Origin of the sequence: Mucilaginibacter aquaedulcis, from assembly GCF_030409325.1 — a bacterium.
GTDB lineage: Bacteria > Bacteroidota > Bacteroidia > Sphingobacteriales > Sphingobacteriaceae > Mucilaginibacter > Mucilaginibacter aquaedulcis.
Window position 1 is genome coordinate 410046 of record NZ_JAUFPR010000003.1, and the last position, 20939, is coordinate 430984.

The following is a 20939-nucleotide window of genomic DNA, read 5'->3' on the forward strand; positions in this document are numbered from 1 at the left end:
GATTTTTTTTATCTCCCGTTATTCAATTATCACTTTACTGGCATATTTCTTCCCGCCGTAAACCACGTTAAGAATATAGATTCCCTTGCTCAAAAACGAGCTGTTGATGCTCAGGTTGTTTTCGCCCGTATTAATTTTTATCGATGAACCATATACTTTTCGGCCCGAAAAGTTGGTAATGCTCACTTCGCCGGAATTTTGTACAAGGGAGTTAAACTTCACATTCAAAACATTTTTAGCCGGGTTAGGGAATACCTGCACCGCATTAGCAGTATTATCAGCTGGCGCACTTTCCAAAGAATCGGTAACAGCCAATTTTGTAGCCGCCGGCTGTATATAAGGCGACAACCTGTTGCAGGAAATTGGTATTTCCATAACACCGCTGGGTAACTGCCAGCTAACCGATAAATTATCGCCGGCCGTTCCCTCCTTTTGCAAAGCCTCTATATAATACTTGGTATTAGCCTTCAAAGCTATAGCAACCGATTTTTGCGATGAAAACTTGGTGTATTGCCTTGAAAGCGTAGAGGTAGCTACCGAAGCTATTTTCCTTTTATGTGTGGTAGTTGCATCAGTGCTCAGCCAAAGTTCGGCGGCATCGTCTGCGGCTATAAAAAAGGTATAATTACCGGTTGTAGGCGGAGTAACAAAACCCCGCACGCGTGCACCAAAGTTTTCCCCGGCATTCAGCGGAGCTTCAAATGATGTTAGTTTGGTGGTAGTTGTTGGCTTATTTGGATAGTTAGCGTTCTTGGTTAAATCGCTCACCAGCTTGCCCGGAATATTACTATACTGCTCGCGGGTGATGTAAGCCCCGCTTCCGCAGGCTGGGGCCAGAGGCAGATCTACCTTCCATATTTTGGGCGATGAGCCGCCATATTCCAGCACATAAATGCTGTTGCCTACCATCTCCGCATCAACAGGGTTATTAAATTTCCAGGCTATACGATTTGTTTGTATCTTATAATTATCGGTTGTAGCATCATATATGAACTGGATATGCAGCAGATCCTGTCCTGGGTCTGAGAACGGGCCTATCTCTGTTGATGTTGGGGTAACACCGGCTGTCCATCCTAATATAAAACCGTGACCTTTAAATTCATCTGTCAGCAAGCTGTCGCGATCAAACACCAACCCCAGTGGCGAACGGTGACTGGTAAAGGTGGTCATTTTTAAACCAGATTGATTAGCGTCCAGAATAGCACCGGTTGTGGCATCCCTGAATTTGGCCCCATCCGGGCCAAGGTTTACAATACCGGGGGTAAATACCCGGCCCGGGTTTTTGGGATAATTAGGGTCGTTATAAAAAAATCCTTTTTTGGCGCCGTTGCAATTTGGGTTCAACAACTTATCAGCAGCCGGGTTATAACCCGCAAACTGCATCGGTGTTACATTGCCCCCCAAATTCCAGGGAAAGCCATAAAAATGCCCCTGCCTTATCCAGTTCAGCTCATCAGGATCATCCCTGTCGCCGGAGTTTTCACAACCGTATAAATTGCCTTCGGGGCCAAAGGCCAGATCAAAACTATTGCGTGTACCATCAGCATATAAATATCCAAGGCTGGCCAGCTTCGCCGAATCATTAGGTAATGTCAGGTTGGCCGAATTAATAGGTATCCTGAATATGGCTGATGTAAGTGGTTCTTCCCTGAGGCCCGGTGCCAAGCCTTTTCGGGTTTGTATCTCACCATGATCTGTTCTTGAGCCGCTGCTGATAAACAAATAATTACTATCCGGGCTTACCGCCATACCACTGTAGCCATGATTGTAAGCGGTATTGGTATAGCCATATTTTTGGGTGGTCATCACCAGGCTCCAGGTTCTTTTACCCGAGGTTTGCAGTACCCCCTTCGCAATTCTGCCCTCATAACTTATGCTATCGGCATTCCGGTTTCCTATTAAAAACAAGCTTTTCCCTTTAAAGGCCATGCCCTGTAGCAGCGTAATACCATGATCGGCCTTGGATGCCCTTAAAACACTGCTGTAGGTTCCATTATTATTTAAAACCTCGTACACATTACCGTTTTGATTCACAAAAAATAAATGCCCGGATACAGGGTCGCGCGCCAGGCGGGAGCAACCGGCGGGTACGTTTAAAAGTTTGGTAACTTTAATATCGCTGCGCAGGGCAACGGGCACATTTTGCGCCTTCAGGCCAGTGGTTAAACATAGCCCAAGCGATAAAACTAATAAGCATAGCTTAGTTTGTAGGTTTGCTTTCATGATAAGGACGTTTATAATATTGTTAAATCAGGTAGATCAGCAATATTGATGGGTATAGGTTTATAAAGAAGGAGCGGCTTATTTATTCAGGTATCTTGTTTTCACTTATAAAACCACACGCAATCATATTTATTTAATAGGGAATAATATGAATACAAGTTACTATGAATAATACCGTAATTTGTTGATTTATAACTATTGTATAATAAAATGTGCTAATTTCTCACATCAGGAAAATAGATTATCTTTAATTTTATTTTCAACTTTTTGCAACCAAAGCGCATTGCCTGCGTCTTATTACCAAATACTAAACAACATGAAATCACTAACTAAACTATTACTGGCTATCGCCCTCACTACAGGTACCATAGGCTACACCATTGCAAAAGCAAACACTATAATTATCAATACTCAAAATACTGAAGACCGCCATCTATCCGGATTTAGTTCTGTTGATGTTGGAGGTTCTTTCGATGTAATCATTACCCAAGGATCCACAGAATCTGTTAAGGTTACGGCCCCATCAGATATCATGAACCGTATTATTACCGAGGTTGAAGGCGGCGTATTAAAAATACATACCAAAAATGGATCGGACTGGAACAACATGTTTGGCCATAAAAAAATAGTTGTTTATGTTTCGGCTAAAACATTGAATGGTGTTACCCTTTCAGGCTCTGGCGATGTTAAGTTTGATCAGGGAGTTCGTGCTAACTCATTTAAACTTAAACTTTCAGGCTCTGGCGATCTGAGCGGAAAGCTGGATGTTAAAACTTTAGAAACCAGCTTATCTGGCTCGGGCGATATCAAGATCAGCGGCAGGGCCGATGAGTCAAGTGTGAGTATTGTAGGCTCAGGGGATTTTTCAGGGAAGGAACTCGTTACCAATTCAACCTCTATCCGTGTTGCAGGTTCTGGCGATGCCAAAGTAAATGTTAACCAAAAACTGGATGCCTCTGTTGTAGGCTCGGGTGATATATACTACACCGGCAGCGTTAAAACAATTAACAGTTCAAAAGCAGGCAGCGGCGAAATTCACCGGATGTAAAGGTGAGTCGAATATGTGCCATACAAAAAAGGCGATGGAATTAATTCCATCGCCTTTTTTGTATGTGTATTGCAGTGATTAAAACCTGGTATAAAAAGCCAATTGCGCTACGTGGTTAAGCGTATAGCTTTCGGCTTGTTTTATGTATTGGTTAAGGTAACCTATTTCTACATCAAACATTTTGCTGACGCGGTAGCCTATGGCAACGTATGCCCTGTTTTGATCAAAGAAGTGTTTATTTACTTTGTTCTTGTTTTGCAGGTTAACAAATACCTCATTTTGTAAAGCCAGGAAAGGGCCTTTGGTAAACACTGTCGAATCGTTTTTAAACGGAATTACCCCGCGGGCAAAATACCTGAAACGCTGTGAAAAATAATCGTCGTTTTTATTGTTAGCTGTTTGGCCTAAAAAGCGCTGCTCCAGGCGCAAACGGTGCGATACAGCGATTTGTTTACCCAGTTTATGCGAGTAAGTATATTGTTGCCAGATGCGGTGTTCGGGCCTGAAGGTTTTATCACCTGCAGGGGTACGGCCATTGGTGGCTATGTAGGCGTAACCCAATGCAGCTACTTTATTGTTGGCAAAATAGTAATTGGCCGACGGGCGCAGGAGGATATGCTTGAGATAACTCAATTCATCATGTGAGCGAAATTGCCCGTCAAATGAATACCCCCAATGCTCTGAAAGCCGCTGGCTGTGGAACAGGGCCGCCCATCCCGAAAACTGGTTATCTTGCGCGTATAGTTTTGTTGCAGGAACTATAAACAGCAGAACAAGAAGAACCGATAATTTTTGTTTCAATTGCATAGTATATATTTATTTGTTGTAAGGTTAATTACTATGTATTACTTAGTCTTTAAAACGCAGCAGCGTTTGCCGGCCAAGGTCAAACGTAACCCTGAAGGCTTCCTGGTTGCTCATGGCATATCCGGGCACCTGGTGAAAACTTAAAATAAACTGTCCTTTTATGCGCTTATAAAAAAACGGCGTGTATATCAGGTCAAGCCGGTTGTAGGTTTTAAACTGATAAAACGAATCGCCATAAATAATGTGGCTGCCGTCGCCTTTATAAAACTCATCATATAAAGCAAACTGATGCCAGCCTAAATACGCGCTTGATATAAAGCCTTTCGGTTTTTGAAAACCATCAATACCCCGTGTACGCTCAAACGACATCATACCACCTGCCTCGATACTTAACGAATCTAAAACGGTTTTATGACTGAAGTCGAGCCCTAAACGTATTTGCCCGCCGCCATTATCCTGAATATGGTCATTAGGGATAGGTATACCCGGACCGGCATCATGCAATAATAAAAAATAGTGCGATACATAAAAAGGGCCATAAAGGCTTGGTTTGTATTTACCGGAAAAGCCAAATAAAAACTCTTCGCGTTCGGTATCGGTTTGGCGGCTTACCCAATCAATCCAGCCGGTTTCGGTAAAGTGCTCGTTGTGTACGCGTGCCAGTAAACCTTCTACATTGGGGCGGTAATAACGCAGGGTATCATTCAATAAGGCACGGGGGTAATCATCAAGCAAACCTTCGCGCGGAAAAGCACCCGCGTTAAAGAGCCAGTTTTTACCTGTGTAGCTGTAATAAGCTACAGGATTAACCTTTAAAAAATAAGGCTGGGCGCCAAATTCATGCAGGGCATTGGCACCTACAATAAAATGGTGAACACTATCAATATTTAAACCCATATCAAGCTCGGTACGCACACCAGAGTAAGTACGGGATCTTAATACAAATGGCTTATACTCGCGATTATCTAAAAAGCCCATTCCGTTAAAGTGAATATCGAGGCTGTTTTGTGCCAGTGCAGCCGTGCTGCTTATGATAGTGAAAATTGCTAAAAGGTATAGTTTTTTAAGCATGGGGTAATTATTTAACTGTTAAATTGATGATACCGCTATTTCTGCTGCCCACAAAAGGATCCGTTCGCCAGGAGAAAAACAAGGCGTATGTACCTTTCTTTTGTGGAGCGGTAAGTGTAAATGTATAGTGGGTTTGCTCACCCGGTTTTAATGAAATATTATAAAAGTCTTCGGGAAAGGCTTGCGTACCTACCTGATCAAAACCTACAAAAAAACAAGCCTCTACCGTAAGTGGATGTGTCATGTTCTTATTGCCGAAATTAACCGCAAAAGGGTAAGGATTGGTAATGGTTAAATTAAGGCTTTGCTTTTGTCCGGGAGCCAATGTGACAATCTTCAGATCAGCATCACATATTATCTTTTGATATGTACGGGTATCCTTAACCCAGCCACCGTACCATTTGCCGCTTGTGGTTATGCTATCGGTTGATACGCCAGGTGTTTTATCTACAGTAAGGTAATACACGTCTGTATGCTGCAGGCTATCCTCAAAGGGCCACATATCAAACTGGGTGGTACGGTAATAACGCGAATCATACCCGAACCCTTTTAATGAGTTGGTGTAAAAGCAATATTTGGATGGATTCTGATATTCATCACGCATGATCACATAATGATCACCCGCTTTGGCTTGTACGGCCTTTGCCCAATCCTTAAAACCATAATAGCTGGCCAGCTGCCCGTTCTGCTTCAGGAAATCAAAGCCAGCTACCAGGCATAGCCTGAAGGCAACAATCAGCGCAATATTTACAATGGCTAAGCGGTAAAGCCATACAGGGGCAAACTCTTTTTGTTTAAGATTGATAAGCGCCAGCATAATCAGCGGCACAAACGCAATCAGCGTATAATGGGGCTGTACATTTACCTTTAAGGTGTTCAGGTAAAAGAAAATAAAAACACCCGCCGCGTTCACCATGAGGCAGCGCATAAAGGCATCCTGAATTTTAGCGGTAAATCCTTTATAAAATATAAACCAGCTGATGAGTGGCCCACCAATTAATAATTGAGCACCCAGGTAATTAAACCCGTAGGTAATATTAAAACCTCCGCCGTTGCGTTCAAACAAATTTAAGTTTACAGCCGGGAAGTTATGATGGTATTGCCAAATGATGTGTGGCACAAACAACACCAGTGCCACCGCGGCTATTAAATAAAAAGAGCCGCGTTTTAACAGTTTTAAATTTGATAAAAGCGTAAAGCCTACAAGCAATATACCATGGTATTTGCTATACATAAGGCAGGCTACTATAATACCCAGTATCAATGCCAAAACCAAACTATCGCGATCAAGATACTGCTGATAAAAAAAGTAAAATAGCACCGCGAAGAAAAGCAGCGGAGCATCGGGTGTAGCGGTAAACCCATATACATGAAAAACAAGTATACCGGCTATTAAAAGGATAAACCATTTGGCGCTAACCGCGTATCGCTGCAGCATAAGCCATATCAGGTATATAGCCGCTGTGCTTGATAGCAACGTGATCAATCGCGCTCCCAGTTCATTATGTACCAGTAAATCGCCTATATGAATAAATACAGCCACCATGGGTGGGTGGTAGTAAAAGCCCCAATCCATCATTTTGGAGAAAACCCAGTAATAGGCTTCGTCGGCATGCAGCTCAAGGGTATAGGACTGCAATATGTTTAACGCGGTCCACAACAGCAAAAAATAAATAACGGGGCGACTGTATTTTACAGGATCATCCGGGTTATTTAAAGTGTTGTGCTGCATTAATTACGTTAAAAATTGAATTGGCAAAGGTATGATAAAAGATATAAGGCATAAAGCCTTCGTAATCATCATTAAGTAAATTGATCAAATAATACCGGAATCTTCATTATTCAACAAAAAAGGCCTCCCTTTGCAAGGAGGCCTTTCATATAGTAAGTTGATAAACTTAGTTTGATGATAATGCCGCGGCACCACTTACAATCTCGGTAAGCTCGGTTGTGATGGCTGCCTGACGGGCCTGGTTATAGGCCAGTTTAAGTGCCTTTAACAAATCGCCGGCATTTTCTGTAGCCTTGTCCATCGCTGTCATACGGGCTCCATGCTCAGAAGCATTTGAATCCAATACGGCACGGTACAATTGTATCTTAATATTTTTAGGGATAAGCTGCTCCACAATTTCTTGTTGAGATGGCTCCAGGATGTAATCAACATTTGAAGCTTTTACCTCTTCCTCTTTTGCAGGTTTTGGCACCGGCAATAATTGCTCAGCAACTAAGTACTGAACGGCCGCGTTTCTGAAATGGTTATACACCAGTTCAACACGGTCATAATCGCCATTAACAAAACCTTGCATAATGCTTTCGGTAATTTTTGAAGTATTTTCAAAGTTCAGGGCAAGGTACAGATCGTTATTGTTACCAATTACATTGTACTTGCGGCGTTGATAATACTCCTGGCTTTTTTTACCAATAGCTACTATAGATACATTACCCGCGGCCAATTGCTTACTGTACTTTTCGGCAATAAGGTTGTTGGCTGTTTTAATAACGTTGGTATTAAAAGCACCAGCCAAACCACGGTTTGATGATACTACAATCACCAATACACGTACCGGCTCACGTTCCTGCAAATATGGAGATGAACCATCTTCTAAACTTTGCGAAAGATTTGAAAGCAACTCTTTCAGTTTAGTAGCGTAAGGGCGCAATTGTATAATAGCATTAGTAGCACGTTTCAACTTAGCCGCCGAAACCATTTTCATGGCCTTGGTGATCTGCTGCGTTGATGATACTGATGATATCCTGTTTCTTACTTCTTTTAAATTAGCCATTCTTTTTCTTTAGTATCAAGTATTGAGTATCAAGTATCAAAATTTTGTACCTGAACACCTTTACTAATGGTACCTATATCTGGTATCAAGTTTTGAGTATCAAGCATCGAGATCTTTTTGGTCCTGATACTTGATACTAACTACTTGATACTACTAATTAATATTTTCCAGCCAGGTCTTTAGCTACTGTTTCCAGTACGCCGGTTATCTGATCGTCAAATTTACCTGCTTTAAGGGCAGCTAACACCTCTGGGTGACGAGCCTCTAACTGGTCGGTAAATTCTGTTTCAAATTTCCTGATGTCTTTTACCGGTACGTTACGCATTAAGTTTTTAGTACCTAAGTAAATGATAGCAACTTGTTTTTCAACAGTTACAGGTGAGTACTGACCTTGTTTCAGGATCTCTACGTTACGCACACCTTTATCCAACACGTTTTTGGTTGAAGCGTCAAGATCTGAACCGAATTTAGAGAACGCCTCTAACTCGCGGTATTGAGCCTGGTCAAGCTTCAGGGTACCTGCTACCTTTTTCATTGATTTGATCTGCGCGTTACCACCTACACGTGATACAGAGATACCTACGTTGATAGCCGGACGAACACCCGCGTTAAACAGGTTTGATTCCAGGAATATTTGACCATCGGTAATAGAGATCACATTGGTTGGGATGTAAGCAGATACGTCACCAGCTTGTGTTTCAATGATAGGAAGTGCGGTTAATGAACCACCACCTTTTACGATACCTCTGATAGATTCCGGAAGATCGTTCATTTGCTGAGCGATAGAATCGTTAGAGTTGATCTTAGCGGCACGCTCTAATAAACGGCTGTGCAGGTAAAATACGTCACCAGGGTAAGCCTCACGACCCGGTGGACGACGTAATAATAGCGATACCTCACGGTAAGCAACAGCTTGTTTTGACAAGTCATCATAGATGATCAAAGCAGGTCTTCCGGTATCACGGAAATACTCACCGATAGCGGCACCGGCAAACGGAGCAAAGAACTGCATGGTTGCAGAATCTGAAGCGTTTGCTGCTACAATGATAGAATATGGCATAGCGCCGTTTTCTTCCAGTGTACGTACAATGTTTGCTACTGTAGATGCTTTTTGACCGCAAGCTACATATATACAGATAACCGGTTTGCCGGCATCATAAAATTCTTTTTGGTTGATGATGGTATCGATACAAACAGCGGTTTTACCGGTTTGGCGGTCACCAATTACCAGCTCACGTTGTCCGCGGCCAATTGGGATCATCGCGTCGATAGCTTTGATACCTGTTTGTAATGGCTCGGTTACCGGCTGGCGATAGATAACACCTGGTGCTTTACGCTCCAATGGCATTTCGTAAGTATCGCCGGTGATTGGGCCTTTACCATCAATTGGGTTACCCAGGGTGTCAACAACACGGCCAAGCATACCTTCGCCTACGTTGATTGATGCAATACGGTTGGTACGTTTTACAGTATCACCTTCTTTAATATCGTCAGATTTGCCTAACAATACCACACCCACGTTATCCTCTTCAAGGTTAAGTACGATACCTTGCAGGCCTGTTCCAAATTCAACAAGCTCGCCTGATTGTACTTTTGTTAATCCGTAAACCCGTGCAATACCGTCACCAACTTGCAGTACGGTACCCACTTCTTCTAATTCAGATTCTGACTTGAAGCCTGCCAACTGCTGACGCAAAATTGCTGATACTTCGTCTGGTCTAACCTCTACCATCTTTTTTAATTTTATTTAGAGTTTTAGTTTTTATATAAATTATGCTGCCGTCCCGGCAAATTCTTTTTGTAATTTTTTAAGGCTTCCCAATACACTGGTGTCCATTTGTGTGCTACCCACGGTAAGCACAAAACCACCAATTAATGAAGCATCAACCTTTGCTGTAAGCTCAACTGTACCACCAATAGCTTTTTGAACCTCGGCTATGATAACTTTTTCGTTAGCTGCCGATAATGGCGAAGCTGATGTTACGGTAGCCTTAGTGATGTGCTTTTTAATGTTATACAGGTTAACGTATTCGTAAGCGGTAGCGTACAATACTTCACCACGGCCTTTATCAATCATTAACTTAAAAAAGGATATGGTTACTTTGTTCACCTTGTTTAAAAATACTTCATCAAGTATTTTTATTTTTTTAACCTGGGCAATAACAGGATTACTTAAAACAGCCTTAAGCTCAGGATTAGCCTTAAGGGTATGTATAAAAAGCTCCATATCAGTTTTGATCACATCAACAACATTTTGTTCCTGTGCAAGATCAATAAGTGATTTGGCGTACCTGGCTCCTACTGTTAATTCTGACATATCGTTTTTATTTGGGAGTTGGGATTTTTGATTCCGGATTTGTTAAGCCGATTGATTTTAATCTGTTTAATTAATTATAAATCCGAAATCTAAATTCCGAAATCCGAAATCATTATAATTTTACTTCCTTTAATAGCTGGGCAACCAGTTCGTCCTGGCTTTTTTGATCTTCAAGTTGTTTTTGCAACAGCTTTTCAGCAATCTGTATTGATAAGGTAGCTACCTGGTTTTTAACATCAGCCATAGCAATAGCTTTCTGATTGTTAATTTCAACACGGGCAAGCTCAATCATGCGGGCGCCTTCTTTGTGTGCTATTTCTTTAGCATCGGCTATCATTTGGTCTTTTACCTTTTTAGCTTCATGCAGGATCAGATCACGCTCGGCACGGGCTTGTTTAATTAACGATTCGTTTTCGCCGGTTAAACGTGACATTTCTTCTTTAGCCGCTTCAGCCTTCAGTAACGCATCTTCAATTGACTTTTCACGGTCATTGATAGCGCTCATGATCGGTTTCCAGGCAAATGCTTTCAGTAAAACAAGTAGTATTAAAAAAGTGATCGTGGTCCAGGCAACCAAACCCCATTCCGGTGTAACTAATTCCATTTTTTGTTAACCTTATATATTTATATCAGTGAATCTTCAATTAAAAACCACGGTGCAACCAATCGTTGCACACATGGTTTCTTTTCTTGAGGTAATAATTATTTATTACCTAACAAAGCTACAATCACACCAAACAATGCAACACCTTCTACAAGGGCTGCAGCGATGATCATGGCTGTTTGAATTTTACCAGCTGCTTCTGGCTGACGGCTAATACCTTCCATGGCTTTGCCACCAATTTGTCCGATACCGATACCAGCACCGATAACTGCTAAACCTGCACCTAACGCAGCAATACTTCCAGTCATGTTTTTAAATTTAAAAGTTAATATAGTGTTATTATAAAATACAAATTAATGATGGTGCTCTTCAACAGCACTGCCTATAAACAATGCCATAAGCATAGTGAATATAAAGGCCTGTAAAAACGCAACCAAAAGCTCAAGCACATCAATAAACAAAGTAAATGCTACTGATACCGGAGCTATACCCAGCGTTTGGAAAATAAATATTAAAGATATTAAAGCAATAACAATTACGTGGCCTGCCATAATGTTGGCAAACAAACGCACCATTAACGCAAATGGCTTTGAAATGATACCGGCAAGCTCTACCACCCACATAATAGGATATAACCAAAATGGTACATCAGGAGCAAAGATATGTTTCCAGTAGTATTTATTACCGTTCACATTAACCACTATCAGGGTTATAACAGCCAATACAAATGTTACAGCTATATTTCCGGTTACGTTTGAACCTCCCGGGAAAAACGGAACCATACCGATCAGGTTATTGATCAGAATAAAGAAAAACACGGTTAACAGCAACGGCATAAAGCGCTGGTATTTGTAACCAATGTTAGGCAAGGCCACATCATCCCTGATAAACAGGATCACCGGCTCAAGCAATGACTGCAATCCTTTAGGGGCTTTACCTTCGCGTTTTTTGTAAGCAGAGGCTACACTAAAGAAAATAATGAACAGTAACAGTACCGACATCCACATAGAAGCAACGTTCTTGGTTATTGAAAAATCAATAAGACCGGCGCTTTCGTCAATGGTTTTATCTTCACCTGTAACTGCTTTTATTTTGTCTTTAATCAGCGCATACTTATAGTACTTTCCCTGATAAACTTTTTCACCTTCTTCAAATTGTTCTGATGAAAAAATTTCCAGACCTTTATTGGTATAAAGAATCACTGGCAACGGGAAGGCGATATGCCCACCTACGTGAAAATAATGTGAATCGCCGATGTGCTCAAGTATGGTAGCACTTGGATCAAACTTTTCCGCTTCCTTGCTTTCTACAGCAATTTCCTGCGTTTTTTGTTCTTGTACGGCGAAGGCCTTGTAGGTGAAAAGCAATGAAAAAATGCTTAAAACTACGCTCAGGGTTATTTTTTTTGAGTTCAAAATGTGGCTAAAATCCATTAATTGCGAGATTCTTACTTTAAATTTTGGTTGCGCAAGTTACATAACAAACCATAAATTTCAAAGGCCATATTCAAGAAATATACATAAAAAAAATCGGCCGCGAAAACATACTTATTTACCCTGATTTTTAAAAGAAAAACCAAAGCAAAAATCATACTGGCTAATATTTTAACCGTAGTGGCTGCCAAAAACGCCTGCACATACATTTCGGCATTAATTTTAGCCACCATTAAAATAGATGTTACTGTTAAAAATGTTAATCCGGAGATAAAAAAGAACAACAGCCAAAACTTTGGCACCAGCCAATCTGCATGGCCTGTATAAACTAATGCCAACGGCGGCACAGCTGTAATTACAACAAAAAACAAATACGAGACTAAGGTAGACGGTTGTTTCAATTTTTTACAGATCTGATAACAATATACATTGCAATAAAAACTCCCACCAATGACAATACTGCTGTTACCCATTTTACCTGGTGACCGGCAGCTTCATCAATTTTATAGCCGCCAAAAGCAAACAGCCCGATGATCACAACCATCTGAAAACCTATGCTGCTATATTTGGCATAACTGTTTATCTGACTGCCCCTGTCAGAATCGTCCTGCTGTTCATTTTTTGACATGCGCAAATTTATTAAACCTATTGTATAATCTTTAGTATTTTAGCAATGCTTTTAAAACCAATAACTTATTTTGAGGCAATTATCTATATCTGTCACGTGTAAAAGCAGTAAATTATTACTGTTAGCACTTATTATTATTGTTGCAGGCTGCTCGCTCGAAAAGAAAAGCGGTTTTAATCGTTCTATGCAAAACCTTACTGCGCATTACAACATCCTGTTTAACGCCAACGAATTGTTACGCCTTAAGCAGGAAAGCTATGCCACCTCCTTTCCCGATGCCTATACTGAGCTGCTGAATGTTTATCCCGATACCACATCACAAAGCGGTACTCCTGATAAGGATATGGAACTGGCCATCACTAAAGCCAATACCATCATCAACCTGAAAGAGCAAAGCCATTATATTGGTGATGCCTACCTGGTTATGGGTAAGGCCCGCTACCTGGAAGGCAGCTATTTTGATGCGGTAGAATACTTTAGCTATGTTGGGCGTTCTTTTGGTAAAAATGCTCCACTGGCCCAGCAAGCCCTGATCTGGAAGGCCCGGGCACTTTTATACCTTCATGATCTGCCTCAGGCCAAAACCGTTATTGATTCGGCCATTCAAAACATCGATCCTAAAAAACCTAAAAAAAGCTTTGCTGCCGATGTATACGCTACCCGCCTGCAGTACAATATCATTACACAAAATTATGCCGAAGCTGAGGCTGATGCCAAACAGGCTATTGAATATGACCCTGTAAAAAGGCTAAAACTACGCTGGACGTTCATTTTGGCGCAGCTGCAGGAGCTTAACTTAAAACCCGCGGATGCTTATAATAATTATACCGGCATTGTTCAAAGTAATGCATCTTTTGAAATGGCGTTTAATGCCAACTTAAATCGCATACGAATACAGGATAATCGTGATGGGGTTAAACTAAGCAAGATAGAGCTGCTGCGTAAATTGCTAAAGAACCATGATAATATAGATTTTTTCGACCAGATCTACTACCACATAGCTGCCCAGTATTACCTAACCGGCGATATTGATAATGCCATAAAAAACTATAAGCTATCGATACGTTACAGCACTAAAAATCAAACTCAGAAAGGTGTATCCTACCTGCGCATTGCCGAAATTGATTTTAAGAACAAGGCCGACTATGCCACTGCCAAGGTTTATTACGATAGTACACTAACATTTCTGCCCACGGGATACCCGGGCTACCAGCTTATCCTGAAAAAGAGCAATAACCTGCAGGTGCTTACCGGCCTACTGGAAACCATATCACGCGAGGATACCTTACAGGTATTGGCAGGACTTGATGAAAAAGCCCGCAATGCCCGCATTGATGCTATGGTTGCCCGCAAAATTGCACAGGAAAAAGCCGCGTCTGACGCGGTTACCAATACCGGTGATTCGTTCAGCAACAGTTTTTCATTGAACAATCCCGACATGCTTCCTACCCAAACCCAAACGGGTAAAACCGGTCCAAACGGGCAGAACAGGCAAACCGCACAAGCCAGCCAAAATAACGCTGCAAGCTCTTTCTATTTTTACAATACCAATGCCGTAAGCCAGGGTTATACCTCTTTTAAGCGGCAATGGGGCAACCGCAAACTGGAAGATAACTGGAGGCGCAGCAAACGATCAAACAGTGGTATGCCAACAAACAATCCGGCTTTGGCGCAAAATGGCGCTACGGATAAACCGGCAGGTTCCGGCGGAAAACCGGGAGAGATAGAAGAAGATGCCGGCTATAAAGCACAGCTCATCCATGACCTGCCCCTTACGCCTGATATGCTAAAACAATCAAACATCCGAATCTATAATGCCTACCTTGACCTGGGCAACTTATACCGTGATGTATTGGAGGATAAGAAAGAGGCCATTACCACTTTTGAAAAAATGCTTACCCGTTTCCCCGACAATCAGGATAAGCCTGCTATATACTATAACCTGTACAGGTTATATGCCGATATTGATGCAGCAAAATCAGAGATGTATAAAAACCTGATCCTGAAAGAGTATCCGCAAACGGCATTTGCCAGGGTTATCCTCGATCCTGAATACGGTAAAAAGCTTAATGATGATAATGCCGGGTTCAACGTGTTTTACAATGGGGTTTATGACCTCTATGCACAAAAAAAATACCCGGATGTTATAAGCAGTGCCGATGATCTGTTAAAAAGATACCCGGATAATCGCTTCGCGGCACAATTGTATTACCTGAAAGCTATTGCTGCCGGTCACCAGGAAAAGATGTTGCCTTTTGTGGCAGATATGAAGCAGATAGTACAAAAATATCCGGATGATCCATTGGTAACTCCCCTGGCTCAGCAGCACTTGGCCTATATTGAATCCAACATGGCAGAAGTAGCCGTAAGGCCGGTGGTGTTGACAGATGACGATCCTGACGCCATACCATTCACCCCACCTGTTGCCTATCAAAAGCAAACAGAGTACCGTAAAGGCTTTATTCCATCGCAACCTATTGAAGAATATAAACACCCCGTAAACGCGCCATTAAACGGCCTGGCCTCAGCAAATGCCAAGATCAACACCCAGCTAACCCAACAGGGTAAGCTTACCGATAATCATATCCAGATGCCTGCTTACGAATTGCAGCAGGCCAACAAAACCGGGCAGCCAGATAGCGCAGCAGCCCCGGTTAAGGCTGATGTGAAAGGACTCAACATTACGTCTATATTCTCAAAGCGTGATAGTGCCAATTACTATTTTGCTATAAATGTTACCACCGGTACAACTAACCTGGCCTCTTCACGTTTTGGTATAGGTCAATTTAACCGCACCCGTTACTTTGGTTATGGCTTTAAACACGAGTTGGTTAATGCAGGTCCGGATGATCAGATTATATACGTTGGTCACTTCCGCAGCCTTAGTGATGCCAGAAAATACGCTAAAAGTATTATACCACTGCTACCCGATATCATGAAGGTACCAAAGGATAAATACAGTTTTTTTATCATTACCAAGGAAAATCTGGATAAATTAGCCGATCAAAAAACAGTGGATAGTTATATAGACTATTACCAGAAAAATTATTGAAATGAGAACTACTAAGCCTAAGCTTACCCAGCAGGATATAAGACATTATAATTGGTACATATGGCGAACAGTGATAGCAGGCTTTGTATTTGTAGCTATCATGATAGCGCTTACTATTTTTGACGTATTTGGTCAGCTGCCATCTTTCCGCGATCTGGAAAACCCTAAAAGCAACCAGGCATCAGAGGTAATATCGTCTGATAAAAAGGTTTTAGGCACCTACTACATACAAAACAGATCAAACGTAACCTACAAAGAATTATCTCCATATGTGGTTAATGCCCTTGTAGCTACCGAAGACAAACGCTTTTTTGAGCACTCGGGTATTGACTTTGGTCGTAGCTTTACTATTTTCCTGCACTTGCTTATTGGTCAAAAACAGGGCGGCAGTACCATTACACAACAGCTTGCCCTAAACCTTTTCTCTGAAAGGGCAGCCAACCCGTTTAAACGCATTGTGCAAAAAATGCAGGAATGGGTAACCGCTGTAAAGCTGGAACGCCACTATACCAAAGAGGAAATATTAACCATGTACCTCAACACAGTTGATTTTGGAGCTTATAACACCTATGGCATTAAATCAGCAGCGCGTACTTATTTTAATACCACACCTGATAAGCTTACGCCAGATCAGGCAGCTTTATTAATTGGTATGGTTAATGGCCCGGGCATCTACTCGCCTACCCGGCATTCGGAAAACGCGTTGAGGCGCCGTAACCTGGTACTTAACCGTATGGTTGAAAAGGGCGATCTGAGCCAGGGACAAGCTGAAGAACTTAAGCAAAAACCGCTTGGGTTAGATTTTCACCCGAACAATCACTTTGACGGTCCTGCTCCCTACTTCAGATCGGTGTTAAAAAAGGAATTGCAAAAACTGTTTAAAGAACAGAATATTACCCGCCCCGATGGCAACCCTTATGATCTTGACCGTGATGGCCTGAAGATATACACCACTATTGATGCCACCATGCAGCAATATGCTGAGGAATCGCAACAGGAATACATGCGCAATCTGCAGGTACAGTTTAATGATCACTGGCGCGGGCAAAACCTGGCCAAAAACATCCATAACTTTAAGCTCCTGATCAATCAGGGTATGCTCAGATCTGACCGTTACAAGCAGCTTAAAGCTCAGGGTATGGATGATGAGGATATTAAAACCAACTTTAATACTAAAACCACAGTAAACATATTCACCTGGCACGGCGACATCGATACACTGATGAAACCTATTGATTCTATCGTGTACAGTAAAATGCTGCTGCGCAACGCCCTGATGAGTATGGACCCAACTACCGGCTATGTTAAGGCCTGGGTTGGAGGCACCAACTTTGAGCATTTTAAATATGATCAGGTTAAAAATGGCACACGCCAGGTTGGTTCAACAGCTAAGCCGTTTACATATGCCGTAGCTATTGACAATGGTTTTTCGCCATGCATGAAGATCAACAACGTGCCTGATACTATTCGTGGTTACGGTGAGCCATGGTGTCCGCGGTCGTCACCGTCAGAAACCTTGCCGGGCTTTATTACCCTGCGCCAGGCTTTGGCCCACTCGCAAAACTGGGTAACGGCCAACGTTATGGGCCAGGTTAAACCCGAACCGGTTGTTGAACTGATCAAAAAGATGGGCGTTACCAGTTCGGTGCCTCCATACCCTTCTATTTGCCTGGGTACATTTGACGCATCGGTATTTGAAATGACGGGGGCTTATTCGGTATTTGCCAACCATGGCCTCTGGACCGAGCCTACTTACATTTTACGTATTGAAGATAAAAACGGTAACGTACTGTATACCCATACTCCAAAGGTTGTGCAGGCCATGAACCCGCAAACCGCCTATGTAATGACCTATATGCTTAAAGGTGTAATACAGGATGGTACCGGTTCAAGATTACAGTGGAAATACAAGCTTAATAACCCTATCGGCGGTAAAACAGGTACTACAAACGCCAACTCCGATGGCTGGTTTATTGGTATTACTCCGCAGTTGGTTACCGGCTTATGGACAGGTTGTGAAGACCGCGATATAGCGTTCCAATCAACCCGGCTTGGGGAAGGTGCTAACAGCGCCCTGCCTATATTTGCACTGTATATGAAAAAGGTATATGCCAACCCGGCCCTGGGCATTAAGAAAACAGTTGATTTTGATGCACCCAAAAACGGAGTAAGCATAGTTATGGACTGTGACCAATATAACCAGCAGCAGCAAGGCACTAATGAGGTTGATAAGAAACTGGATTTCTGAGTTGGTTCATTAGTTTAATAGCTCATTGGCGAATAGTTCAATTATCCATAACCTATGAGTTATCATACTCTTGAAGATTTGGAAGTTTATCGCCTGGCGGAAACTTTCAGTGATGAGATTTGGTTTTTGGTTAGCGAATGGGATAATTTTGCAAAAGATACAATCGGAAAACAGATAGTCCGATCAGCCGATTCTATCAGTGCTAATATTGCTGAGGGATACGGCAGATATCATTATAAAGAGAATAGGAATTTCTGTTTCTTTAGCCGTGGGTCAATCCTGGAAACTAAAGGACGGCTCAAAAAAGCAAGGAACAGAAATTTGATAACTGAAGATCGGTTCATTGTGTTATTTGAAAAACTCCAAACCGTTCATCTGAAACTTAACGCGTACTTAAAGTTCATTGGAAAATCTCAAGTTCAAAAGGCAGACCAATGAACTAATGAACAAGTGAACCAATGAGCTTCGACTACAAAATCGCATTAAAAAATATACCTCATAAGCCTGGTGTATACCAATATTGGGATAGTGAGAATGAACTGATATATATTGGTAAGGCTAAAGATCTGCGCAACCGCGTGGGTTCGTACTTTAATCAGGATATACATATTAATGCCAAGACCCGGGTTTTGGTATCAAAGATCCGCAATATTACCTTTACAATTGTTGATACAGAGGTGGATGCCTGGCTGCTGGAAAACAGCATGATCAAAAAGCATCAGCCCCGTTATAATGTAATGCTCAAGGATGATAAAACTTATCCGTGGATTATTATCAAGAACGAAAACTACCCCCGCATTTTCTGGACAAGGCGTATTGTTAAAGATGGATCCAAATACCTTGGCCCCTACGCATCTGTAAGCATGATGCACAATATCCTGGGGCTTATCAAGGAAACCTATCCGCTGCGTACCTGTAATCTTGCCCTGACGCGCGAGAACATCGACAAAGGAAAGTTTAAGGTTTGTTTGGAGTATCAGCTGGGTAACTGCAAGGGCCCATGCCAAAACTATCAAACCGAGAATGACTACGATAACAGCATTGAAGAGATCAAAGATATCCTGAACGGAAAGATCGGGGCAGTATTACGTAGGTTAAAGGGAGAAATGGATGCTGCTGTTACCGAATATAATTATGAGCTGGCCCATCGCCTGAAAAGGAAGTTTGACCTGCTGGAAAATTACCAGAGCAAATCAACCGTTGTTAACTCATCCATTACAGATGTCGACGTTTTTAGCATCGCATCTGAAGATAAGATTGCGTTTGTTAACTTTTTAAAGGTGATGAACGGCACCATCATACAAACGCAAACCATCGAGCTTAAGAAACGCCTGGATGAAAGCGATGAGGAACTGTTAACCCTGGCTATATCTGAGTTCAGAAGCCGTTATAACAGCGATTCTAAAGAGATCATTGTGCCGTTTGATATAGATCTGGAAGACCATCCCGGCATCAAGTTCACTGTACCCAAACTCGGCGAAAAACGTAAACTGCTTGATCTATCGCAAAAGAATGTGCAGTTCTTTAAAAAAGAAAAGATAGACCAGTACGAAAAGCTGAACCCCGAGATCCGCACCGAACGGTTGTTAACTCAAATGATGAAGGATCTGCGCATGAACCAGCTGCCAAGGCATATCGAATGTTTTGATAACTCTAACTTTCAGGGCAAGTACCCGGTATCGGCCATTGTGGTATTTAAGGATGGCAAGCCTTCAAAAAAAGATTACCGCCATTTCCACGTAAAAACGGTTGAGGGCCCAAATGACTTTGCCACCATGGAAGAGGCGGTACACCGTCGCTACCGCCGTATGCTTGATGAAGGTACCGAACTACCTCAGTTGATCATTATCGACGGTGGTAAGGGTCAGCTTTCATCGGCAATGCACAGCCTTAAATTGCTGGGTATTGATAAGCAGGTTACTGTTATAGGTATTGCCAAGCGTTTGGAAGAATTGTATTATCCAAATGACCAATACCCAATGTACCTGGATAAAAAATCAGAAACCCTAAAAGTGATACAGCACCTGCGCGATGAAGCTCACCGTTTTGGCATCACTTTTCACCGTAAAATACGCGATAAGGGCACACTGGCTACCGAACTGGAACTTATTGATGGCATTGGTAAAACTACTGCCGAAAAGCTCCTGAAATACTTTAAATCGGTTAAGAAGATCAGGGAAGCCAGCGAAGAAATGTTATTAGAGGTTGTTAACCTGAAACAGGCCAAAGCCATTGTAACTTATTTTGGTGGCCAAGCTGTTGAGAGTGGGAATGAGTAATTATATTAACATATTTTGTCATTGCGAGGAGGAACGACGAAGCAATCGCGAATTTGTCTGAACCACGATTTTTGGGGTTGATGGATTTCCCGGATTTTATGAAAACTAAAGTAAAATCTTTGCATCTGTTGGTGTTTTCACCATAGGTGTTCGGAAGAAATAAAAGGTGAGAGCCTGTACGATTCCCTCCCCTGGGAGGGTGTAGGGAGGGGTTTTAGGGGGCAGGCTTATTCGTTTGAAATGGCGTTAAACCCCTCCCGGCCATTACACAATTCCACCACCACCCTCCCCAAGGAGGGAATTGAAAATCTTTCGAAAACCTATGGTGAAAACACCAACATTGGCGAATAACAAGGATTAAACATATCACAGCCATAAGAACCCAAAAAGCCAAAATTCATTACCCTTGCGGTTCTGAATTTTGGCTTTTACTAAAATTTAGGTTT

Annotated in this window: 17 protein-coding genes; 5 read left to right on the forward strand and 12 right to left on the reverse strand. The window is 42.1% G+C overall.

Going from position 1 to position 20939, the window contains the following annotated elements; genetic code table 11:
• Window positions 1-18 precede the first annotated feature (18 nt).
• Window positions 19-2223, reverse strand: coding sequence for a T9SS type A sorting domain-containing protein (locus QWZ01_RS16985; protein WP_290325276.1), 2205 nt, complete (start codon window positions 2221-2223; stop codon window positions 19-21).
• A 316-nt stretch (window positions 2224-2539) separates the two neighbouring features.
• Between QWZ01_RS16985 and QWZ01_RS16990 the strand changes: the two genes are divergently transcribed.
• The gene (locus tag QWZ01_RS16990) at window positions 2540-3271 is read left to right on the forward strand and encodes a head GIN domain-containing protein (protein WP_290325277.1); all 732 of its coding nucleotides are present in this window, start codon (window positions 2540-2542) and stop codon (window positions 3269-3271) included.
• 78 nt (window positions 3272-3349) lie between these two features.
• Here the strand turns inward: QWZ01_RS16990 and QWZ01_RS16995 are convergent, their stop codons facing one another.
• From QWZ01_RS16995 to QWZ01_RS17045, 11 genes are all read right to left on the reverse strand, one after another.
• The gene (locus QWZ01_RS16995; protein WP_290325279.1) at window positions 3350-4078 is read right to left on the reverse strand and encodes a DUF2490 domain-containing protein; all 729 of its coding nucleotides are present in this window, start codon (window positions 4076-4078) and stop codon (window positions 3350-3352) included.
• A 42-nt stretch (window positions 4079-4120) separates the two neighbouring features.
• Window positions 4121-5149 carry a lipid A deacylase gene (locus tag QWZ01_RS17000; RefSeq protein ID WP_290325281.1) on the reverse strand — a complete coding sequence of 343 codons (1029 nt, stop codon included), beginning with the start codon at window positions 5147-5149 and terminating at the stop codon, window positions 4121-4123.
• 7 nt (window positions 5150-5156) lie between these two features.
• Window positions 5157-6881 carry a glycosyltransferase family 39 protein gene (locus QWZ01_RS17005; protein WP_290325283.1) on the reverse strand — a complete coding sequence of 575 codons (1725 nt, stop codon included), beginning with the start codon at window positions 6879-6881 and terminating at the stop codon, window positions 5157-5159.
• 166 nt (window positions 6882-7047) lie between these two features.
• Window positions 7048-7932, reverse strand: coding sequence for an ATP synthase F1 subunit gamma (gene atpG / locus QWZ01_RS17010; RefSeq protein ID WP_290325285.1), 885 nt, complete (start codon window positions 7930-7932; stop codon window positions 7048-7050).
• 157 nt (window positions 7933-8089) lie between these two features.
• Window positions 8090-9664 carry a F0F1 ATP synthase subunit alpha gene (gene atpA, locus QWZ01_RS17015; RefSeq protein ID WP_290325287.1) on the reverse strand — a complete coding sequence of 525 codons (1575 nt, stop codon included), beginning with the start codon at window positions 9662-9664 and terminating at the stop codon, window positions 8090-8092.
• Window positions 9665-9703: 39 nt separating this feature from the next.
• Complete coding sequence (gene atpH, locus QWZ01_RS17020; protein WP_290325289.1) at window positions 9704-10249, reverse strand: ATP synthase F1 subunit delta; 546 nt, start codon at window positions 10247-10249, stop codon at window positions 9704-9706.
• Between the two features lie 112 nt (window positions 10250-10361).
• The gene (atpF, locus tag QWZ01_RS17025; protein ID WP_290325291.1) at window positions 10362-10853 is read right to left on the reverse strand and encodes a F0F1 ATP synthase subunit B; all 492 of its coding nucleotides are present in this window, start codon (window positions 10851-10853) and stop codon (window positions 10362-10364) included.
• Window positions 10854-10951: 98 nt separating this feature from the next.
• Complete coding sequence (gene atpE / locus QWZ01_RS17030) at window positions 10952-11161, reverse strand: ATP synthase F0 subunit C (RefSeq protein ID WP_184548037.1); 210 nt, start codon at window positions 11159-11161, stop codon at window positions 10952-10954.
• A 45-nt stretch (window positions 11162-11206) separates the two neighbouring features.
• Complete coding sequence (gene atpB, locus QWZ01_RS17035) at window positions 11207-12268, reverse strand: F0F1 ATP synthase subunit A (protein WP_353959411.1); 1062 nt, start codon at window positions 12266-12268, stop codon at window positions 11207-11209.
• 32 nt (window positions 12269-12300) lie between these two features.
• A complete protein-coding gene (locus QWZ01_RS17040; protein ID WP_290325298.1) occupies window positions 12301-12687 on the reverse strand; it encodes a hypothetical protein in 387 nt (128 codons plus the stop codon).
• Window positions 12684-12914 carry an AtpZ/AtpI family protein gene (locus tag QWZ01_RS17045; RefSeq protein ID WP_290325299.1) on the reverse strand — a complete coding sequence of 77 codons (231 nt, stop codon included), beginning with the start codon at window positions 12912-12914 and terminating at the stop codon, window positions 12684-12686. Before QWZ01_RS17045 ends, QWZ01_RS17040 begins: the two co-directional genes overlap by 4 nt.
• A 70-nt stretch (window positions 12915-12984) precedes the next feature.
• On the opposite strand from QWZ01_RS17045, the gene porW reads away from it, so the two are divergent.
• Genes porW through uvrC form a run of 4 tightly spaced genes read left to right on the forward strand, consistent with a single transcriptional unit; the run spans window position 12985 to window position 20493 of the window.
• Entirely contained in the window at window positions 12985-15966 is a 2982-nt protein-coding gene (gene porW, locus QWZ01_RS17050; RefSeq protein ID WP_494337321.1) for a type IX secretion system periplasmic lipoprotein PorW/SprE, read from the forward strand.
• Between the two features lies 1 nt (window position 15967).
• Window positions 15968-18214 (forward strand): penicillin-binding protein 1A, encoded by a 2247-nt coding sequence (locus QWZ01_RS17055; protein ID WP_290325304.1) that lies wholly within the window; start codon window positions 15968-15970, stop codon window positions 18212-18214.
• A 54-nt stretch (window positions 18215-18268) separates the two neighbouring features.
• A complete protein-coding gene (locus QWZ01_RS17060; RefSeq protein WP_290325306.1) occupies window positions 18269-18652 on the forward strand; it encodes a four helix bundle protein in 384 nt (127 codons plus the stop codon).
• A gap of 20 nt (window positions 18653-18672) precedes the next feature.
• Window positions 18673-20493, forward strand: coding sequence for an excinuclease ABC subunit UvrC (uvrC, locus tag QWZ01_RS17065; protein ID WP_290325308.1), 1821 nt, complete (start codon window positions 18673-18675; stop codon window positions 20491-20493).
• The last annotated feature ends 446 nt before the right edge of the window (window positions 20494-20939 follow it).